Genomic DNA, 16,675 nt, shown 5'->3' with positions numbered 1-16,675 from the left:
ATTTCGACTGGCATCCCCTACTGACCATCCTTTTCCTCCGTTAGACGGACGAGGAGGCGGTCAGATACTTTGTCCGCCTCGTTACACGTAATTGTGACCTCTATCTCGAAAGGCTTCAGGTCCGCGTTGGCTTCGAACCGGACGAACAGCACGTGGGTGGGCTTTGCGCAATCGTGTTTTAGGACCGGAAAATGAAAATCGACAAATTGCCCGTGCCGGGCGATTTGCGCCGCGCCTTCGGCAAAACTATCACTACCCAATGAGATGGCTCGAAATTTCGTAACCACCTCGGGCCGCCTGCCCGGAGTTGGCCTCGCGGGGGCGTCTGGTTCAATTGGTTCAGACGGGACATTCGCTTCATTCATCAGCGTGACATAGCTCGGAAACTCGAGCCGGACGTCGATATTGGATGCCGGCAGGCTCCCCAGATTTGCCAAGGCGAAGGAAAGTTCGATGGTTCGGTCCTCAAGCTCGGCCCAAGCGCGATGCTTGACAAGGAAATCCTGATAGTCCCCGAAAAACGCCTCGAGGGCACGATTATAGTTTGCGACCGGCTCTTCTTCATAGACCCGCGGACCCGAACCACTTCGTTCGTCCGACGCCATATATTCGTCGAAGCCGAGCGGCGGAAACGACGTTCGGATCTCGGCGAGCGACAAAGGCTCCTCGACCGGCTCGGGCGAGACTGTGAGGCTCGCGCCGCCTTCAATAAACTGGAAGACAAGCTTGGGCCGGCGCGCCCGCTCGCGATCGAGCTCCCGGCGAAGCTCCCTGAGTTCGGCACGTTCGGCATCAATAGCATCCGGCAATCGATATTGTTCAGGCAATTGAATGAGCCTGATGGGCCGACCCCGCAGTTTCAGCGCCAAGCCGCTGTCGGCACTCACAATCGCCGCTCCGCCTCCAGATCTTGAAGACCAATCAAGGGCGCTGGCGATCAAATGATCGTCGGCGATGTCACGCGATAGCCGATGCTCGCGAAAATCAATCAGGGGTTCTTGTCCATCGAACACCAGCTTGACGTTCTCGCGAAGAGTAACCGGATCCTCCTCATCTAACTTTGAAGCTATCCAATTTACAGCGTCCTTCGCGCGATCGCGCAGCTTACCATTCGGATTATGGACTTTTGCTCGCTCCAACTCGCGCATCAAGACCGGCGTCACAATGATCGAACAGGAAGGGACGCTTGCAAGCCCGCACCAATCGATCTCGTCCAGTTTGCGGAAGTGAAGTATAATATTTGTGTCGACGAGAATATCCATAGGACGCCGAATATAAGAGAAAACGGGTTTCAGCACGCTAAAGATACGAAACATAGGAACGTTTTGTCCGACTGTGTTGCCGAAGCGACGATCGCTTTTCAGCATCGGCCATTACCGTCTGAACGGCTGGCATCAGACGCTAAGCCGCTACCCATCCATGTGTCGATCGAGCGACCGCTTTCGGGCGGCCGCGGATAGGGGCCGGAATGACTGACACTGGGCGCAATGCGGCCAATCCCGTATTCACACATATCCGCGCCACAGCTAAAGATTCTTCCCCGACTTAACCTGTGATTATTGCCAACGCGCATCGACAGCTTAGGAAGACCGCACTAATGTCTTCGTGCGACCCCGAAGGCAGAGGGGCATCTTTCGGTGGGCCACTTATCCACATCGAGAGAGGGAAGGGCTCTGCTCCGGCAGGGCCCTTTGCTTTGCGGCATCAGCCCGCGTCGCGGGCCGTCGCATCGAGAAGCGCGATACGCTCACGGCAAACAAGCTCGACCGTCTCCGCCAGCTGCGAGACACGCCCGCCGAGCCAATCGAGTTCCTCTTCCGAAATGCTGTAGTGCTTCGAATAGCGTGCCTTGATGTAGGCCTCCTTTAGCTTCTCGAAGCGAGCCCGATCGGCCTTCGTCTCGCGCGGCCAAACTTCGTGCAAGCGATCGTCAATTCGCTCAGCCTGCGTCCGAAGGAATGCGAGATTATGGACGTGCGGTGTGTAGAAATTGCAGACCAGCAAGGCGCAATGGTAAAAGCGCTCGGTGGCCTGATGCAAAGAGAATGCCGCTTCATTGAGACGACCTTTCCCGATGTAGAAGTCGCTACCCTCCTTGAACGCCGCCGCACTCGGCAACCACTCCTCAAAATACTCCCGCGCCATCTCCAGCGCCGCGTGCGGCGTCTTCGGCTGCGGCTCGGCCAGCTCGCTATCCTCGGCCTGATAGAGCGCGATCCCGTCGCGCGCGACGTCCATGAAGAAATAGCGCCCCTCGGAAAGCCCGCGGTTCACCTCGTCGAGGCTATGCACGATGAAGTTCACCGGCGTGCGGAGCGTCTTCGTTACCGATAATTCGCGAATAAGCCGGTCATCAAGCTTCGACCAGTAATCGGCGCGATCGGTCAGGCGCTTGTCGTTGACGATGATGAGCAGGTCGAAATCGGACTGATAGCCTTTGGCGGTGTGCGGCTCGTCGACCCAGCCGCCGCGCGCATAGCTGCCGTAGAGAATGATCTTCGAGATGCGGCCCTTCTTCTTCCAGCCCTGCGTGGCGAGCGCCAGCGCATCCTCGAACTCTTCGAAGACGATCTGCACCACGCGTTCGAGTTCGCGCTGCTTGTGCGGGGGAAGATGGTCTGTGCTGCTTTTCATCGTCGTCACCCTATCAAGGCGGCAGCATCCGCGCACCAGCATATTGCAGCCAATGCGGGGATAAGCCGCGTGAATCCCATGCGCCGGTCAATCCATGGGATTCCAGAGCAGAGCATAGACGTCGGGATTGTCCTGCCCGGCCGCGCGGCCGAGCGTCGCATAGAGGCGCCGCTGCCCGAATTCGGGCGCCTCGAACGCAACCGATACGTAGCGCCGCTCGGACGTCGCTGCGAGGCGGATCCATCCCGCGCCGATCTCGACGTCGCCCGAATAGACGCGGTAATCGGGCTGGACGTCCCTGCCCTTGCCGCGGTTCGTGCGGATTTCGATCGGCACCCGGATCGAGAGGGTGCGAAGTTCGCCGATAAAGCCTTCCTCGATCGTGCCGCTGACGAAGCCTATGGCTCCCATGATCTGTCTCCTGCCTTGTCCCGCGAGCCCGTCCCGCGGCGCAGGAAGGCAGCCGGGGCGCCGCCAGGCGCCGGCGCACCCGAAGGGCCGCAACGCGAGTGGAGGACGGGCGCAGCCCGTTGCGCCGGGGCCGCGCCCCGGCAGGCCCTTCAAGCGCGGGGCGGGACCGCTGTCAGGATCGACAATCAGCGGGGAGCTATGCGCCGCAGAAGATCGAGCGGGCCGACCGGCTAGAGCCGGCCAAGGCTGAACTGTACGTTCGAAAGCGCATCAGGGTGAGGCGCGAGCTAGGCTCGTGTCCGACCCGGCCAATGGCGGGCGCCGCCGTCCCGCCAGCCAAAGCTCGCGCCGACCAGCACGAGCAATGCCGCGATCGCCGTCGCACCGGCAACGAGCACCGACTGCTGCCCGCCGGCGGCATAGATGGCCGCGAGAGCCCAGAGGAAGACCAGCGCGAACGGCGGATTACCCTTCCCGCGCGCCAATGCCGCCGCGGCAAGGACGCCGCCGATGACGACGACCGCGGCGGAGATTAGCGGCGCGCTGTCAGGTCCGGCATCGACCCCGTAGTAGCGCAGGCTCGCGGCGACATTGACGATGGCGGCGGCGGTCAGCCACGCGGCCAGCGCCGATAGCGGCAGGACGGCACCCCAGCGCTCCGCGGCGGTGAAGCCGCCCGTCCAGTCGACGATCCGCCGATAAGCGGTCAAAATCGAAGCCAGCGAGGCGAAGATGATGATCGTCGATACCGCGTCGATGGCACCGAGCTGCACCCATGTGGCCCATAAGGCGTTGCCGAGGAAGGCGCCGGCCGCCGGCCAGCGAAGCGCCGCGAACAGCGAACTGCCGCGACCCGCTGCCGTGAACTGGAGGAGCGCGAAGACCAGGGATCCCAGATAGAGGGCGCCCCAGATCGAGAAGGCCCAGCCCGCCGACGTGATCAGCGTCCGGACAGTGTCGGAGCGATCGCCGACCGGTGTGCCGATCCCCAATGCGGGCAACAAGGCGGCCCCAATCTGCGCCAGCGCGCAAAGGAGGACGACAAGGCGCGACGGATCGGCGGCGCGTGCGGGCGTGGCGATGCTCTGGCTCATGACGGTTCAACCGGCGCAGCGCCGCATCGTTTCACCGCGCAGGTCGTTCGCAGATGGGCGGGATAAAGCCAATTTCTGCCGATCGGCAATGCGCGAACGCGGAACGTCGAACGATCTTTCCGGCTCCGGTCAGTCAGGAGCCGGTCTGCGCGCCTTCACCCGATGCCTCGCCCGCGGGCGCAGCGAGGATTTCGGGGGCGACGCCGTCGACCTCGACGAGACCCTCCTCGACGAGGACGCCGGTAATCCGCACTCGATTTTCGACATGATCGACGGGGGTACGGCGGAGGTCGAGCCGCCAGCGGCCGCCGACATCGCGGCGAAGCGCGAAGCCCCCCGCAACGCGCAGCAGCGTTCCCGTCTCGTCGATGCGTGATCCGATTCCGGCCATGGACGGTGCCTTAGCTCACTCTTCCGTGCCCCGCCAGCATCACCGCGCCACAAGGATCGACACATCTTCCGCCATCAGGCAGGAAAGTCGAGCGTGCAGCAGACGCCTTCGGGACGAAACTCGACCTCCGCGCTCCCGCCCTGCCCGCGCAGCGCCCGCTCGAGCATGCGGGTGCCGAAACCGGTGCGAAGCGGCGCCGCCACCGGTGGGCCGCCCTGCTCCTGCCAGTGGAGGCGCAGCCGGTCGCGGTTGTCGTGGTTCACGATGTCCCACCGGACATCGACCGTGCCGGCATCGCCCGACAAGGCGCCATATTTGACCGCATTGGTGCCGAGCTCGTGGAGCGCCATTGCCACGAGCAGGGCGCGCGAGGCCGGAAGTTCGGCATCGGGTCCCGACGCAGCGATGCGTCCCGGTTTCATCTTGTCGAAAGCGTGGAGCGCGCGCTCGATCATTTCTCCCGCCGAGACATTGCCCCAATGGCGTTCGGTCAGCAGATCGTGCGCTTCGGACAAGGCGCGCACCCGGGCCTCGAACGATTCACGCTCGGCGGGCGGGGCTTCCCTGAAGGTCTGCGCCGCGATCGCCTGCACCATCGCGAGCGTGTTTTTCACCCGGTGGCGCATTTCGGCGAGGGTTAGCTGAAGATGGTCCTCGGCCCGCGCGCGCGCCGCGATCTCGACCCGCGCCGCCTCGTGGAGATGGGCATTGTCCATCGCGACCGCGGCCTGCGCGGCGACCGCCTCGACCAGCTCCTCGACTTCGGCGCTGAACATGCCGGGCTCGTCATGCCCGAAGAAAAGGCCGCCGAGCACGGCGCCCGACCTCGAGACAACGGGAACGGCGAGATAGCTCACGACGGGCAGATGTCCTTTCGGCATGCCGTGATGCGGCTCGCTCCGGCCATAGCGGGGATCGAGACGGATATCGTCGGACCGGATCGTGCCCTCGCCGCGGAAGGTCGGATCGAAGACGGCGGTGTTGCGCGGCGTTCCGAAGCGCTCGAAGGCTTCGCGCGGCGCGCCCGAGAGCGAGAAGAGCTGATAGCTTTCGCCCGTGTCGTCGAGGACATTGTAGAAAAAGGCACCGTAGCGCGCGCCGCTGAGTTCGGTCGCGATGTCGGTCACCGCCTGCACGATGCGCTCGAGGTCGAGATCCTGCGAGACAAGCTGCGCGGCGCGGTTGAGCTGCCTCAGCCGCTCCGCCTGGCGCGCAAGCTGCGCGTCGATGGCCTTGCGCTCGCTAATGTCGCGCGCGATCTTCGAGGCCCCGATGATCGTGCCATCGGGTCGCCGAACCGGCGACACGGTGATCGAGAGATCGACGAGGCTCCCGTCCTTTCGGCGTCGCACCGTCTCGAAAGGCTGGACACGCTCGCCCGCCTTGATGCGCTCGATGATCGCGGTTTCTTCGCTATGCCGCTCTTCGGGGATGAGCGTCAGAATGGATTGGCCGATGATTTCGGCGGCACTATAGCCGAACAGGCGCTCGGCGGCGGGGTTCCAGCTGGTGATGATACCGTCGAGACCCTTGCTGACGATCGCATCGTCGGATCCTTCGACAAGCGCCGCCAGATGCGCGCCGCTTTCGAAACTCGACCCGCCCGGCGCAAGCCGGTCGTCTCCGGTTTGCGGTTCGATCACTTGACTGGCCTGCATCCATTAGCCCCCCGTCCTGGCACTTCCCGAAACGGGAATTTGATTTGCGAAGAAACCCTTGAACGGCCGATGCGTTCCGCAGACACTTCGCCCAGCGCCAAGCCATTCGCTCTGCTTCGCCAAAGTTCATCGATCTCCAGGACCCACGAGAAGAAGTTGCCGGACAATCCCACCCCAGCGGCCTGCACCGCACTCGTTGCCGAGGACGAATGGCTCGTCCGTATGGATATCGTGTCGGCGCTCGAAGACGCGGGCTTTGTCGTCGTGGAAGCCGAGTCGGCCGAGCATGCCCTGCTCCTGATGGGCGAAGTCCAGGCTCAGGTGCTGGTGACCGATATTCGTCTCGCCGGAGCCCTCGATGGCTGGTCGCTCGCCGAAGAATACCGGCGGGGTCACCCCGCGGGCGGCGTCGTCTATGCCTCGGCCAATGTGCCGCTTGCCGACCGGCAGGTCGACGACAGCGTCTTTTTCTCGAAGCCCGTTCTCATGAGCGCGCTCGTCGAAGCATGTCTTGGTTTGTGCGGCGATCAGGATAAGCGGCCGCGCTGATCGCAGTTTTGGAGCCTGGGGAGTTGCCCGGTGCGAGCGCTCGGCGCGACACTCGTTCGCTCTCACCACCTTGGCGGCGCCAGATAAGGCGCGCTTTTCAAGCCGCCGCCGGCCCCGGATGAAATGATGGCGGCGCGTTCGCATGATCGGGCGCGGTGCCGTGCAGCTTCCAGAGATTGGTTTCGCTCTTGCTCATCCGGACCAGCAGCCGGTCGCCCTCCCACAGTTCGACCTCGCTGCTACCACGTTCGTTGAGCGCGGCCTGGAACGCCTGATAAGGATCGTCGGCCCGGTATTCGATGCGGCGCGGGTCTGCTTCGCCGCCTTCGAGCAGCACGAGATGATAGAGGCGCATATCAGCTCCTTCCCGCCGTGAGCGAGCGCGACCCTGCTCCCGGCACAACGCATCGGCACACCGAACGCAAAAATCTGGAGCGCGGCAATTTGCCGAAACCAAAGGATGCGGACCATATCGGCTCCGCCGTCGAGCTTCCCTAGCAGATTTGGGCCGTGCTACCGAGAAATTCGTGTTGATCGAGATCAACCGGCGCGGCTTTCAGCGCTGATCTGCCATGACATGGCCCTCGCCTTCCCGCAGCCAGTTGTGAAGCCGCGTCGCAGCAGCAGCGCCATGGCCCGTCGCGGTGCTGATCTGGTCGAGCCCGGCGAGCACGTCGCCGGCGCCATAGACGCCGGGTATCAGCGGTTCGGCAAAGGCGTCGGCGGGAAGGCAGCGATTGGCATCGCCTTCGAGTCCCAGCCCCACGAGCAACTCGCTGCGCGGCTCGGACCCGAGCGCGGGATAGAGGGTGTCGAAGGTCAGCGGCTCCGCCACGCCGGCCAGCGCGACCTCGATGCGTCCGCCGCGATGTGCCAGACGCAGCAGCTGGCGCTTCTCGATCCGGACGTCGCTCGCCGCAAGCTCGGCATGCTGCCCGGACGTCAAGGCAACGCGCCATTTGGGAATGAGCGTCACATCGTCGCTATATTGCCTCAGGAACATGGCCTCGGCGGCGCCGTGGAGGTCCGAGCCGAGCACCGCAATCCTGCGGCCGCGATGTTCGAACCCGTCGCAGATCGGGCAGTAGCGCAGCGCGCCGGTGCGAACGGCTTCGTCGTGCTCGCCCTCGGCGAGCGCGGCCTCGTTGGTGACGACCCCGGTCGCGAGGATCAGCCCACGCACCGTCAAGCGGCCGCCGTCCGCCAACATCGCTTCGAAGAGATTGCTCTCCGCGCTCCGGGCGAGTCTCTCCACCCGGCCGCGTTCGATGATCGCGCCATAAAGCTCCGCCTGCCGGGTGAGGCGCGCGACGAGCTCGGCCCCCGATATGCCTTCCGGAAAGCCGGGCACATTCCAGGCCATCGGCGCGCCGAGCGCACGCGAGCGACCGTCGTGGAGCACGCGCACGCGGCGGCGGTAGCGCGCCAGATAAAGCGCCGCCGTGAGTCCCGCCGGCCCGGCGCCGATCACGAGCGCGTCGCAATCGGGTGCCCGGTGCGCGCTGCCGCCCTGCCCGTTGCCACCCGCCAGCGTCATCCCTGCTGCGGCCTGATATCGAAGGACGCGATGCGATTATCCTCGGTGAGCGCCGCCGCCAGCGTGTCGGCGCGCGTCTCGCCGTAGCCCGATGCGATCGCGGTGAAGCCGGGCGCGCCGCCGGCGCGGCGCTGCTCGACGGTGATCGCCTTCAGCCCATGTTTCGCAAGCAAGGCCACGACCTCCCCCGAAGCAATGCGCGTCCCCGCCCGATAATCGAGCGTGACATGCGCGATGCGCCGCTGCGGCGCGTGGCGATCGGTCCAGCTGACCGCCGCGAGCACCAGGAAGGTCGCGATGCCGCCGAAGATCGCCAGCTCGTAGAAGCCGACCCCGAACAAGATACCTAGCGTCGCGGTCATCCAGAGCGAGGCCGCCGTGGTGAGCCCGCGGACGTTGAACCCCTCGCGAAAGATCACCCCGCCGCAGAGGAAGCCGATGCCGGTAAGCACGCCATGCGCCATACGGACCGGGTCGATGCGGACGACCTCGGTCGGGGTGTCCGTCAGCCATTCCATCTGGTGGACGGCGGAGAGCATCAGCAGGCAGCAGGACAGTGCGACGAGAATATGGGTGCGAAGCCCCGCGGGGCTTGCGCGATACTCGCGCTCGCCGCCGATGATCGCGCCGGCGAGCACCGCGCCCGCGATCGGCCAGAGGAGGCCGGGGTCGAGCAGGTCGAGTTCAGACACCCCGCATCAGTCCCGGGACCAGCGGCGGAAGTTCGCGTGCAAGATAGCCGAGCGGCCCCATGGTCTCGGAGAGGCGCCGGCCCGCCTCGCCGTGCAGCCAGATGCCCCACGCCGAGGCCTGCAATGGCGAGAGGCCCTGCGCGCCGAGCCCGGCGATGAGCCCCGCCAATATGTCGCCCGACCCGCTCGCCGCGAGGCCGAGCCCGCCGCCGGCATAGGCGAGGCAGCGCCCCTCGGCGATGAGATGGCTCGCCGCGCCCTTCACCATGACCGCGGCGCCGAAGCGCTCGGCGGCCGCGCTCAGCGCGGCAAGCGGATCGGCGGCGACGACCTCCTTGTCGCTGCCCAGCAGCGCGGCGAGTTCGCCCTCGTGCGGCGTGAGCACCATGTGCGCGGCGCGCGCGCGGATCGCATCGCGATGCTCGGCAGCGGCGCGCAGCGCGAGCGCGTCGAGCAGCACGAACATGTCTTCAGGCAGTGACGACAGCAGGGCTCCCAGGAGTGTCCGCACACCCTCGGCATCGCTCATTGCAGGACCAAAGACGATGGCGTCATGGAGTGCCATTTCGGCGAGGAGCAGTTCGGCGCTGTCGGGCGCGATCTCGCCCGCGTCGGTCTCGGGCAGCGCCACCACGGCGCAAGAGGGACAAGCAATGCCGATCGGGATCGCCGCCGAGGCGATCGTCGCGATCGTCACCTTGCCCGCCCCCGCCCGGAAGGCCGCCTCGGCGGTAAGCAGCATGCCGCCCGGAACGCGGCGCCCGCCGCCGATGACGAGCACGCGGCCGCGGCCGTTCTTGTCGACATTGTCCTGGTGATCGGGGAGCGGGGCCGCCTTGAGCCAGGCAGTGTCGAGCGGGACCACATCAGCCACGCGCGGCCACCATCGCATCGGGTTCTCGGGTGACCGGGACATCATCCTCAATCGGCGCGGTGACATTGTAACGCGAAAGAACGAGATTGCCGTCGCGGCCCGCGCGCGGATCGAACCTATATTCGGTGATCGCGCAATTGGCGACGTCGCCCTCGCGGTCGATGGCAAGGATTTCCTTCTCGCCCAGATTCTCGATGATAGTGCGCAGGCATAGAACGACGACCTGGTGCGCGACGATCATCACTCGCCGCCCGCCATAATGAAGCGAGACGGTGTCGAGCAGCGAGCGCAGTCGCAGAATGACGTCGCACCAGCTCTCGCCGCCCGGGGGCCGATGATAAAATTTCCCGAGTGCGAGGCGAAATTCGGCCTGCTCGGGGTGCGCGTGCTCGATCCCGAGCCGCGTGAGGCCGTCGAGAATCCCGAACTCCTTCTCGCGCAGCCGCTCGTCGATGCAGATTTTCTCGTCCGCCGCGCAGCCGCCGGCGCCGCGGAATATCTCTGCCGTCTGCACCGCTCGGACATAGGGCGAGGCGAGCATGATTTCGGGACGGCCATCCTCTTCGCCTGCGGCGAACCAGGCGCCAAGCGCGCGTGCCTGCTCCTCGCCGAGCGGAGACAGCGGCACGTCGACGTCGCGGTGGTCGAGCGCGATGCGAAGCTCGCCCGCCGCATCGGCGGCATCGCGCGCGACATTGCCGGCGCTCTGGCCGTGGCGCACCACCCAGAGGAGCGAAGGCCAGCGCGGTGTCATCGAATTGTCTCCCTGCTCATCGCCGTGCTAACGCCTCGGGCGTCGCACTCGTTGCCTCGCGCATGCCATGCACGGCGCATGCGGTCAGTACAACGCCACAGTCTTGCCGCGCCCGACCATCTCCTCCCGCTCAGCCTTTGCTGTACCAGCGCGGCGCCTCCAAAACCTCCGCCCGGCAAAGCGACGCCGGAACTTCGTGCGGGTTCGGGCGATTGTGTGGCTTTGCCGGCGCCAGGCCGGCGAAAACCGACAGAGGAGATATCGATGAAGAAGCTGGTCGCCTTCGATCTCGACGGAACCCTTGCGGAGAGCAAGCAGCCGCTTGCCCCCGAGATGGGCGCAGCGCTCGCAAGGCTGCTCGGCGTGGCCGAAGTCGCCGTGATCTCGGGAGGCGACTGGCCGCAGTTCGACAAGCAGGTCGCGAGCCGGCTTCCCGCCGATGCGGACCGCGCAAGGCTCTGGCTGATGCCGACAACGGGAACGAAGCTCTACGTCTACCGCGCGGAGGGCTGGACGCCGCTTTACGCCGAGCTCTTCAGCGAAGAGGAAAAGGCACGTATCCTTGCGGCCTTCGACGCGTCGCTCGAGGCGACGGGCTTCGTTCCGCAGGAAGTCTGGGGCGAGCGGATCGAGGACCGCGGCAGCCAGATTACCTTTTCCGCGCTCGGCCAGCAGGCCCCGATCGACGCCAAGGAGGTCTGGGATCCGGATTTCGCGAAGCGCCGCGTCATCCAGGCCGATCTGCGGTCCCGGCTTCCGGGCCTCTCGATCAACATGGGCGGCGCGACCTCGATCGACATCACGCGCGAGGGTGTCGACAAGGGCTATGGACTGAAGAAGCTCAGCGCCGCGAGCGGCATCGCGCTCGGCGAGATGATCTTCATCGGCGATGCGATCTTCCCCGGCGGCAACGACTATCCGGCAAAACAGCTCGGGCTCGACACGGTGCGGGTGCGCGATCCGCAGGAAACGATCGCGGTGATCGAGGGCATCATCGCCTGCCTTGCCTGACAAGGCACAGGACCCGCAAAACCCCGGACTGTCCCGCTACCTCGGGCATGGCCGTCCTCCAGTTCAACTTCCCGCGCGTCGGCGGCGCGACGAGCCGAAGTTGACACGGAGCCGATCCCCAAAAGCGTATAACCTCGATCAATCGGCAGCGCCCCGGCGCAACAAGCATGGTGGGCACGGGGTTTCCCCATCGGCCCGTTCGGGGCCGATGGAAAGGATGCGTCATGGCACAGAATGACAAGAAAGACGGCAAGCAGCAGGGCAGCTCGTCCGGCAAGGGCAGCCAGCAGCAGCAGGACGGCGGCAAGAGCCAGTCGGGCGCGGGCAAGCAATCCGGCAGCAAGGATCAGGGCAAGCAAAGCCGCTGAGGCCTGCCCCTCCCGCGTGAAAGACCGGGCCGCGCCAGTCGCGGTCCGGTCTTACGTGCGGACTTGGGAAACGTGTAAACATCGCCGGGAGTAATCCGGAGAAGATCGAGGAGAGACGAGATGAAGATTTGGATGGGAGCCGCGGCGATCGCCGCGCTCGTCGCCGGATGCGGCGGCCCCGAGAGCAGCGAGGCGGACAGTTCGGCGCCCCCGGCGGACACCGCCACGGCCGCGCCCGAACCGGCGGCCCCCGCCGCCACGCCCGCTGCGAGCACCGCCGACTATATCGCCAAGGCAGGAGCCGGCGATCTCTGGGAAATCGAATCCTCGAAGGCACTGCTCGTAAAATCGAAGGATGCGAAGGTGCGGGCCTTTGCCGAGATGATGATCGATCATCATGGCAAGTCGTCGGCGAAAGTGAAGGCGGCGGCGACTGCCGCGGGTGCCGAGGCGCCGACCCCGAAGCTCGATGCCGACCAGGAGAAGATGCTGGCGGACATCAAGGGCGCCGATGCGGCGACGATCGACAAAATCTATCTCGGTCACCAGAAGACCGCGCATGACGTCGCGCTCGCGCTGCACCAGGGCTATGCCGCCTCGGGCGAAGCGGCGGCGCTCAAGCAGGCCGCCGCGGAGATCGTTCCCGTTGTCGAGGCGCACCGCGCCGAGCTCGGCAAGCTCGCCCCCTGACGCGCGACAGGCCGTTACATACCGGGTGACCGGGCGGGACCTTCCGCCCGGTCGTCTTTTGCATATCCTCGCCCATATTTTGCATACCCCTGCCCATGTAAGGACCCAGAATGACCGAACGGATCAGCCCGCGCAGCGGCGCCGCTTTCAAGCTCGCCAAGGGCGCGACGCTGTGCGTCATCGACCCCGAAGGCGGCCAGGTGAGCGATCTTCTTGCGTTCAGCGCCGCCGATCCGCGCGAGGTTATCTCGAACGGGCGGACTTTCGACTATGAAGAAACGATCCGCCTCACCACCGGAAACCGCCTCTGGTCGAACCGCTCGAACGCGCTGCTCGAGATCGTCGAGGACAGCTGCGGTCTCCATGATTTCCTGCTGACGCCGTGCAGCGAGGCGACCTTTCGCCATTTCTACGCCGACAAGCCCGTTCATCGCGGCTGCTTCGGCAATCTCGCCGAGGCGCTCGCACCCTATGGTATCGATGCCGACGCCATCCCGGTCGCTTTCAACCTGTTCATGAATGTCCCCGTCGACGGCGAAGGCAAAATCAGTGTTCTCCCGCCGACGACAAAGGCCGGCGACTTCATCCGCCTGCGCGCGCTCACCGACCTTGTCGTCGGGCTGACGGCCTGCTCGGCGTACGACAGCTGCGGCGGCAGCTTCAAGCCGATCGATTACCGGATCGAATGACAAGCCATTGGACTGGCCAAGGCCGACGACGCGCGGCGCAACCGCGCGCGGCGCCCTCCCCCTTTCCGGCAAACGGCCTAGCGGCTGCCCCCGACGGGGGCGTCGGCGCCCTTGCCGGGCGGCGGCGTGTCGGGCTCGGCGGCCCGCCCGCCCCCGCCCTGCGGGTCGCTGTCATAATCCTCGGCATTGCCCTTGCCGCCCGCGCCAGCGCCGCTGCCGCTGACCGGACCGCTGCCGGTGCTGCGGCGATGGCCGCGGTTGGCGGCGCCCGAGACGTCGCCCGCCTGCCGCTCGGCGGCGGGGTAGCGATCGGGGGTGGTCGTCCCGACATTTTCGCGCCGCTCGACGGGCTCCTGCGGGAGCGAGCCGTCGCCGACGGACGCGCCGCCTTTGCTGTCCTTCGCATCGGTCATGATCATCTCCTCTTTCGATAAGGGGCCGGACAGGCCCATCAGCCTTCCTTCCCCGACCCCGGTTCGGCGAGCTTGCGGTGCATCTCGGCCGTCGCCGCCTCGCTGAGCACGCCCGAGGCAAGGACCTGCGCCTTGTTCTTGAGGCCGTGGACGACGGCATGCTCGCCTGCGAGCAGCGCGTCCCAGCCCGTCTTCGCGACATCGGCGGGATCGTCCTTCTCCGACTGCCCCACCTTGGTATCGAGCATGCCTGCGCGCTCGAAGAAGCGGGTGTCGGTCGCCCCGGGTTTAAGGCAGGTGATCGTGACGCCGCTGTCCTTGAGTTCATTGCCGATCGCGGCGGCGAAGCTGTCGACGAAGGCCTTGGTGCCGTTGTAGACCGCCTGGAACGATCCCGCGAGATGGCCGGCGATCGAGCCTGTGATCAGCACCTTGCCCTCGCCGCGCGCGACCATTGCTTTCAGGACCGGTTGCAGCAGGAGCAGCGTGCCGGTGATATTGGTGTCGATGACATGGCGCCATTCGGCCACCGGCTGGTCAAGGAAGCCGTGCCCGAGGCCGTGCCCCGCATTGGCGACAAGTATGTCGACCGGCCTTCCGCGCGCCGCCGCGAGCAGCTTTTCGACCCCCGCCGGCGTCGCGAGATCGGCCTCGACCGCCTCGACCTCGATGCCCTCGGCGCGCAGGCCCGCGGCCGCATCGACGAGCGGCTCGTCGGCCGCGACGATCAAGTCGTAACCGTCCTTCGCCGCGAGCATCGCGATCTCGCGGCCGATGCCGCTCGACGCGCCGGTGACGATGGCAAGTTTGCGCTCAGGTATGTGCCATCTCCTGCCGGGCCTCGATGGCGCCCTTCTTCAATCCCGGCTTGAGCACGATCTTGGTGTAGAGGTCCTGCTCGTCGTGCCAGTGCCGGTACATCTCGGCGGCATCCTCGAGCGGCGCGTGGTGCGAGATCAGCGAGACCGTGTCGAACTTGCGCTCACGAATCATGTCGAGCAGCTCGCCCGAATAGCGCTGGACATGCGTCTGCCCGCTCTTGACGGTCAGCCCCTTCTCCATGAGCTGGCCGAGCGGGAATTTGTCGGCGAAACCGCCATAGACTCCCGGGATCGAGAGGCGCCCGCCCTTGCGGCAAGCGAGGATCGCCTGGCGCAGCGCGTGGATGCGTTCGGTCGACGAGAGCATCTTCACCTTCACCTGGTCGAGGATATTGTCGGCGGTAAAGCCGTGGCTCTCCATCCCGACGCAGTCGATGCACGCGTCGGGCCCGATGCCGCCGGTCATCTCGTCGAGCGCCTCACGGACATCGACCTGCGTGTAATCGAGGATCTCGGCGCCATGTTTGCGCGCGAGCGCAAGCCGCGTCGGGAAATGGTCGATCGCAATGACGCGCCCGGCGCCGAGCAACAGCGCCGACTGGATCGTGAACAGGCCGACCGGACCGCATCCCCACACCGCGACGGTATCGCCCGGCTCGATGTCGGCATTGACCGCCGCCTGCCAGCCCGTCGGCAAGATATCGGAGAGAAAGAGCACATCGTCGTCGGCGAGATCGTCCGGGATAACGACTGGACCGACGTCCGAATAAGGCACGCGCACATATTCGGCCTGCCCGCCCGCATAGCCCCCGGTTAGATGGGCATAGCCGAAGGCGGAACCCATCGCATGCCCCATCAGCAGTTCGGAGGCATCGCGTGTCTCGACGGGATTGGCATTGTCGCAGGCGCTAAATTGCTGCTTCTCGCAGAAGAAGCATTGGCCGCAGCTGATCGTGAAGGGCACGACGACGCGCTGGCCGCGCTTCAGCGTCGAGGAGGCGCCGGTTTCGACGACTTCGCCCATAAATTCGTGCCCGACGATATCTCCCGCCCGCATGCCGGGGATGTATCCGTCGTAAAGATGGAGGTCCGATCCGCAGATCGCGGTCGAGGTGATGCGCAGGATCGCGTCGCGCGGGTTGACGATTTCGGGGTCGGGTACGGTCTCGACGCTGATCTTGTGGCGTCCCTGCCAGGTAACGGCGCGCATGGGCTTCTCCTTCGGATGGGTTCGGTTCAGATATGCGGCTGGGTCGCATCTTCGGACGGACGCGCCGAGGGCGAGGCGTTGCTCGTCACCTCGCCGGTTTCCATCAGCTGCTTGAAGCGATGAAGATCGCGCCGCGCCTGCACCTCGGGTTCGCGCTGAAGCAGCTTCGCTGCCAAGCGTCCGACCTTTCCGGCGGGCGGATCATAGGCGAGAATCAGGCTGACATAGGTGCCGCGTCCCGCTGGCGCCTCGGTGAAGCGCACCTCGCCGCTGTTGGCCACGTCGGACTCGGGCGTGCTCTGCCAATAGATCGACGCATTTTCGTCGCGCTCGCTGATGCGGTTGACCAGCGTCACCTCGCGTCCGGCGGGCGCCTTGATCGTCCATCGCGAGACATCGTCTCCGAGATCATCGACCGCGACGACATTCTCCATGAATTCGGGGAAGCGCTCGGGAATCCAGGCGGCGTAGAGCTGGGCGCGCGGCCGGTTGATCAGGACCGATTTGCCGAAAAGCGCGCGCGACGAAGTCTTTTCGAGCGTCCAGTGCGGCGCATCGGTCGCAATAGGCGCGTCAGCCGGCGCCGTGGCCTGCCGGCGGCGCTGCCAGATCGCCGCGCCGGTGGCGAGCACCGCGATGCCGGCGCCCGCGGCGGCGAGCAGCAGTGGGTCGGACAGAGGCTTTTCACTTCGGAACATGGTTCATCTCCCGCCCAGGGTGCGGCCCGGACGTCTCGAGGGGTGCGGCGGCTGCGCCGACGCGAAGCAAGGAGGAGCGGCCCCCGCGGGGGCGACAGTCGACTGACGCTCGCTCCACGCGATTGTTCCGGCCCCCGTGGATTAAATCGGCGAACCGCGCGCCACCGCCGCCGAGCGACCT

The 16,675-nt window shown here is 65.8% G+C and carries 20 protein-coding genes; 5 read left to right on the top strand and 15 right to left on the bottom strand.

From position 1 onward, the window contains the following. Nucleotides 1–17 precede the first annotated feature (17 nt). From HDC29_RS16285 to HDC29_RS16260, 6 genes are all read right to left on the bottom strand, one after another. A complete protein-coding gene (locus HDC29_RS16285; protein ID WP_179499325.1) occupies nt 18–1,367 on the bottom strand; it encodes a PIN domain-containing protein in 1,350 nt (449 codons plus the stop codon). 337 nt (nt 1,368–1,704) lie between these two features. After that, a complete protein-coding gene (locus tag HDC29_RS16280) occupies nt 1,705–2,634 on the bottom strand; it encodes a HEPN domain-containing protein (RefSeq protein WP_179499324.1) in 930 nt (309 codons plus the stop codon). Between the two features lie 87 nt (nt 2,635–2,721). Beyond that, nucleotides 2,722–3,045 (bottom strand): DUF736 family protein, encoded by a 324-nt coding sequence (locus HDC29_RS16275; protein ID WP_179499323.1) that lies wholly within the window; start codon nt 3,043–3,045, stop codon nt 2,722–2,724. Between the two features lie 287 nt (nt 3,046–3,332). Continuing rightward, nucleotides 3,333–4,139 (bottom strand): hypothetical protein, encoded by an 807-nt coding sequence (locus HDC29_RS16270; RefSeq protein ID WP_179499322.1) that lies wholly within the window; start codon nt 4,137–4,139, stop codon nt 3,333–3,335. A gap of 133 nt (nt 4,140–4,272) precedes the next feature. After that, nucleotides 4,273–4,530 carry a DUF5818 domain-containing protein gene (locus HDC29_RS16265; RefSeq protein ID WP_179499321.1) on the bottom strand — a complete coding sequence of 86 codons (258 nt, stop codon included), beginning with the start codon at nt 4,528–4,530 and terminating at the stop codon, nt 4,273–4,275. A gap of 74 nt (nt 4,531–4,604) precedes the next feature. Then, nucleotides 4,605–6,188, bottom strand: coding sequence for a PAS domain S-box protein (locus HDC29_RS16260; RefSeq protein ID WP_179499320.1), 1,584 nt, complete (start codon nt 6,186–6,188; stop codon nt 4,605–4,607). Nucleotides 6,189–6,257: 69 nt separating this feature from the next. On the opposite strand from HDC29_RS16260, the gene HDC29_RS16255 reads away from it, so the two are divergent. Beyond that, complete coding sequence (locus HDC29_RS16255) at nt 6,258–6,737, top strand: response regulator (protein ID WP_179499319.1); 480 nt, start codon at nt 6,258–6,260, stop codon at nt 6,735–6,737. Between the two features lie 97 nt (nt 6,738–6,834). Here HDC29_RS16255 and HDC29_RS16250 read toward each other — a convergent pair whose 3' ends face one another. The 5 genes from HDC29_RS16250 to HDC29_RS16230 form a co-directional block, all read right to left on the bottom strand. Continuing rightward, nucleotides 6,835–7,092: a hypothetical protein gene (locus HDC29_RS16250; RefSeq protein WP_179499318.1), complete on the bottom strand. Its 258-nt coding sequence runs from the start codon at nt 7,090–7,092 to the stop codon at nt 6,835–6,837. 201 nt (nt 7,093–7,293) lie between these two features. Continuing rightward, on the bottom strand, nt 7,294–8,274 hold the full coding sequence (locus HDC29_RS16245; RefSeq protein WP_179499317.1) for an NAD(P)/FAD-dependent oxidoreductase: 981 nt from the start codon (nt 8,272–8,274) through the stop codon (nt 7,294–7,296). Next, a complete protein-coding gene (locus HDC29_RS16240; protein WP_179499316.1) occupies nt 8,271–8,966 on the bottom strand; it encodes an MgtC/SapB family protein in 696 nt (231 codons plus the stop codon). Before HDC29_RS16240 ends, HDC29_RS16245 begins: the two co-directional genes overlap by 4 nt. After that, nucleotides 8,959–9,840 carry an NAD(P)H-hydrate dehydratase gene (locus HDC29_RS16235; protein WP_373562823.1) on the bottom strand — a complete coding sequence of 294 codons (882 nt, stop codon included), beginning with the start codon at nt 9,838–9,840 and terminating at the stop codon, nt 8,959–8,961. Before HDC29_RS16235 ends, HDC29_RS16240 begins: the two co-directional genes overlap by 8 nt. Beyond that, nucleotides 9,833–10,594, bottom strand: coding sequence for a histidine phosphatase family protein (locus tag HDC29_RS16230; protein WP_179499315.1), 762 nt, complete (start codon nt 10,592–10,594; stop codon nt 9,833–9,835). The genes HDC29_RS16235 and HDC29_RS16230 overlap by 8 nt, the downstream gene beginning before the upstream one ends. A gap of 264 nt (nt 10,595–10,858) precedes the next feature. Here HDC29_RS16230 and HDC29_RS16225 point away from each other — a divergent pair, with 264 nt between their 5' ends. From HDC29_RS16225 to HDC29_RS16210, 4 genes are all read left to right on the top strand, one after another. Further along, nucleotides 10,859–11,605 (top strand): HAD-IIB family hydrolase, encoded by a 747-nt coding sequence (locus HDC29_RS16225; RefSeq protein WP_179499314.1) that lies wholly within the window; start codon nt 10,859–10,861, stop codon nt 11,603–11,605. Between the two features lie 224 nt (nt 11,606–11,829). After that, nucleotides 11,830–11,973, top strand: coding sequence for a hypothetical protein (locus HDC29_RS16220; protein ID WP_179499313.1), 144 nt, complete (start codon nt 11,830–11,832; stop codon nt 11,971–11,973). 120 nt (nt 11,974–12,093) lie between these two features. Further along, entirely contained in the window at nt 12,094–12,663 is a 570-nt protein-coding gene (locus tag HDC29_RS16215) for a DUF4142 domain-containing protein (RefSeq protein ID WP_257018332.1), read from the top strand. A gap of 110 nt (nt 12,664–12,773) precedes the next feature. Continuing rightward, complete coding sequence (locus HDC29_RS16210) at nt 12,774–13,352, top strand: DUF1989 domain-containing protein (protein WP_179499312.1); 579 nt, start codon at nt 12,774–12,776, stop codon at nt 13,350–13,352. 77 nt (nt 13,353–13,429) lie between these two features. On the opposite strand, the gene HDC29_RS16205 is transcribed toward HDC29_RS16210, so the two are convergent. The 4 genes from HDC29_RS16205 to HDC29_RS16190 are packed head-to-tail and all read right to left on the bottom strand — an operon-like array spanning nt 13,430 to nt 16,494. Further along, nucleotides 13,430–13,765, bottom strand: a complete 336-nt coding sequence (locus tag HDC29_RS16205) for a hypothetical protein (protein WP_179499311.1) — start codon at nt 13,763–13,765, stop codon at nt 13,430–13,432. Between the two features lie 38 nt (nt 13,766–13,803). Continuing rightward, complete coding sequence (locus tag HDC29_RS16200) at nt 13,804–14,586, bottom strand: SDR family NAD(P)-dependent oxidoreductase (protein WP_179499357.1); 783 nt, start codon at nt 14,584–14,586, stop codon at nt 13,804–13,806. Next, nucleotides 14,579–15,796: a zinc-dependent alcohol dehydrogenase gene (locus HDC29_RS16195; RefSeq protein ID WP_179499310.1), complete on the bottom strand. Its 1,218-nt coding sequence runs from the start codon at nt 15,794–15,796 to the stop codon at nt 14,579–14,581. Before HDC29_RS16195 ends, HDC29_RS16200 begins: the two co-directional genes overlap by 8 nt. Before the next feature lie 26 nt (nt 15,797–15,822). Next, nucleotides 15,823–16,494, bottom strand: a complete 672-nt coding sequence (locus HDC29_RS16190) for an SRPBCC family protein (RefSeq protein ID WP_179499309.1) — start codon at nt 16,492–16,494, stop codon at nt 15,823–15,825. Nucleotides 16,495–16,675: the final 181 nt, after the last annotated feature.

It is taken from the genome of Sphingopyxis sp. JAI108, assembly GCF_013410105.1.
Classification (GTDB): domain Bacteria; phylum Pseudomonadota; class Alphaproteobacteria; order Sphingomonadales; family Sphingomonadaceae; genus Sphingopyxis; species Sphingopyxis chilensis.
Note: the sequence above shows the minus strand (reverse complement) of the source record. Positions and strands in the feature narration are given on the sequence as shown.

What these genes read in the sequence shown, in the direction of transcription:
- HDC29_RS16255 (WP_179499319.1), top strand. Translation starts at nt 6,258, where the DNA reads ATGCGTTCCGCAGACACTTCGCCCAGCGCCAAGCCATTCGCTCTGCTT.
- HDC29_RS16215 (WP_257018332.1), top strand. Translation starts at nt 12,094, where the DNA reads ATGAAGATTTGGATGGGAGCCGCGGCGATCGCCGCGCTCGTCGCCGGA.
- HDC29_RS16225 (WP_179499314.1), top strand. Translation starts at nt 10,859, where the DNA reads ATGAAGAAGCTGGTCGCCTTCGATCTCGACGGAACCCTTGCGGAGAGC.
- HDC29_RS16190 (WP_179499309.1), bottom strand. Translation starts at nt 16,494, where the DNA reads ATGTTCCGAAGTGAAAAGCCTCTGTCCGACCCACTGCTGCTCGCCGCC.
- HDC29_RS16265 (WP_179499321.1), bottom strand. Translation starts at nt 4,530, where the DNA reads ATGGCCGGAATCGGATCACGCATCGACGAGACGGGAACGCTGCTGCGC.
- HDC29_RS16245 (WP_179499317.1), bottom strand. Translation starts at nt 8,274, where the DNA reads ATGACGCTGGCGGGTGGCAACGGGCAGGGCGGCAGCGCGCACCGGGCA.
- HDC29_RS16270 (WP_179499322.1), bottom strand. Translation starts at nt 4,139, where the DNA reads ATGAGCCAGAGCATCGCCACGCCCGCACGCGCCGCCGATCCGTCGCGC.
- HDC29_RS16260 (WP_179499320.1), bottom strand. Translation starts at nt 6,188, where the DNA reads ATGCAGGCCAGTCAAGTGATCGAACCGCAAACCGGAGACGACCGGCTT.
- HDC29_RS16250 (WP_179499318.1), bottom strand. Translation starts at nt 7,092, where the DNA reads ATGCGCCTCTATCATCTCGTGCTGCTCGAAGGCGGCGAAGCAGACCCG.
- HDC29_RS16195 (WP_179499310.1), bottom strand. Translation starts at nt 15,796, where the DNA reads ATGCGCGCCGTTACCTGGCAGGGACGCCACAAGATCAGCGTCGAGACC.
- HDC29_RS16220 (WP_179499313.1), top strand. Translation starts at nt 11,830, where the DNA reads ATGGCACAGAATGACAAGAAAGACGGCAAGCAGCAGGGCAGCTCGTCC.
- HDC29_RS16230 (WP_179499315.1), bottom strand. Translation starts at nt 10,594, where the DNA reads ATGACACCGCGCTGGCCTTCGCTCCTCTGGGTGGTGCGCCACGGCCAG.
- HDC29_RS16275 (WP_179499323.1), bottom strand. Translation starts at nt 3,045, where the DNA reads ATGGGAGCCATAGGCTTCGTCAGCGGCACGATCGAGGAAGGCTTTATC.
- HDC29_RS16285 (WP_179499325.1), bottom strand. Translation starts at nt 1,367, where the DNA reads ATGCTGAAAAGCGATCGTCGCTTCGGCAACACAGTCGGACAAAACGTT.
- HDC29_RS16210 (WP_179499312.1), top strand. Translation starts at nt 12,774, where the DNA reads ATGACCGAACGGATCAGCCCGCGCAGCGGCGCCGCTTTCAAGCTCGCC.
- HDC29_RS16205 (WP_179499311.1), bottom strand. Translation starts at nt 13,765, where the DNA reads ATGACCGATGCGAAGGACAGCAAAGGCGGCGCGTCCGTCGGCGACGGC.
- HDC29_RS16280 (WP_179499324.1), bottom strand. Translation starts at nt 2,634, where the DNA reads ATGAAAAGCAGCACAGACCATCTTCCCCCGCACAAGCAGCGCGAACTC.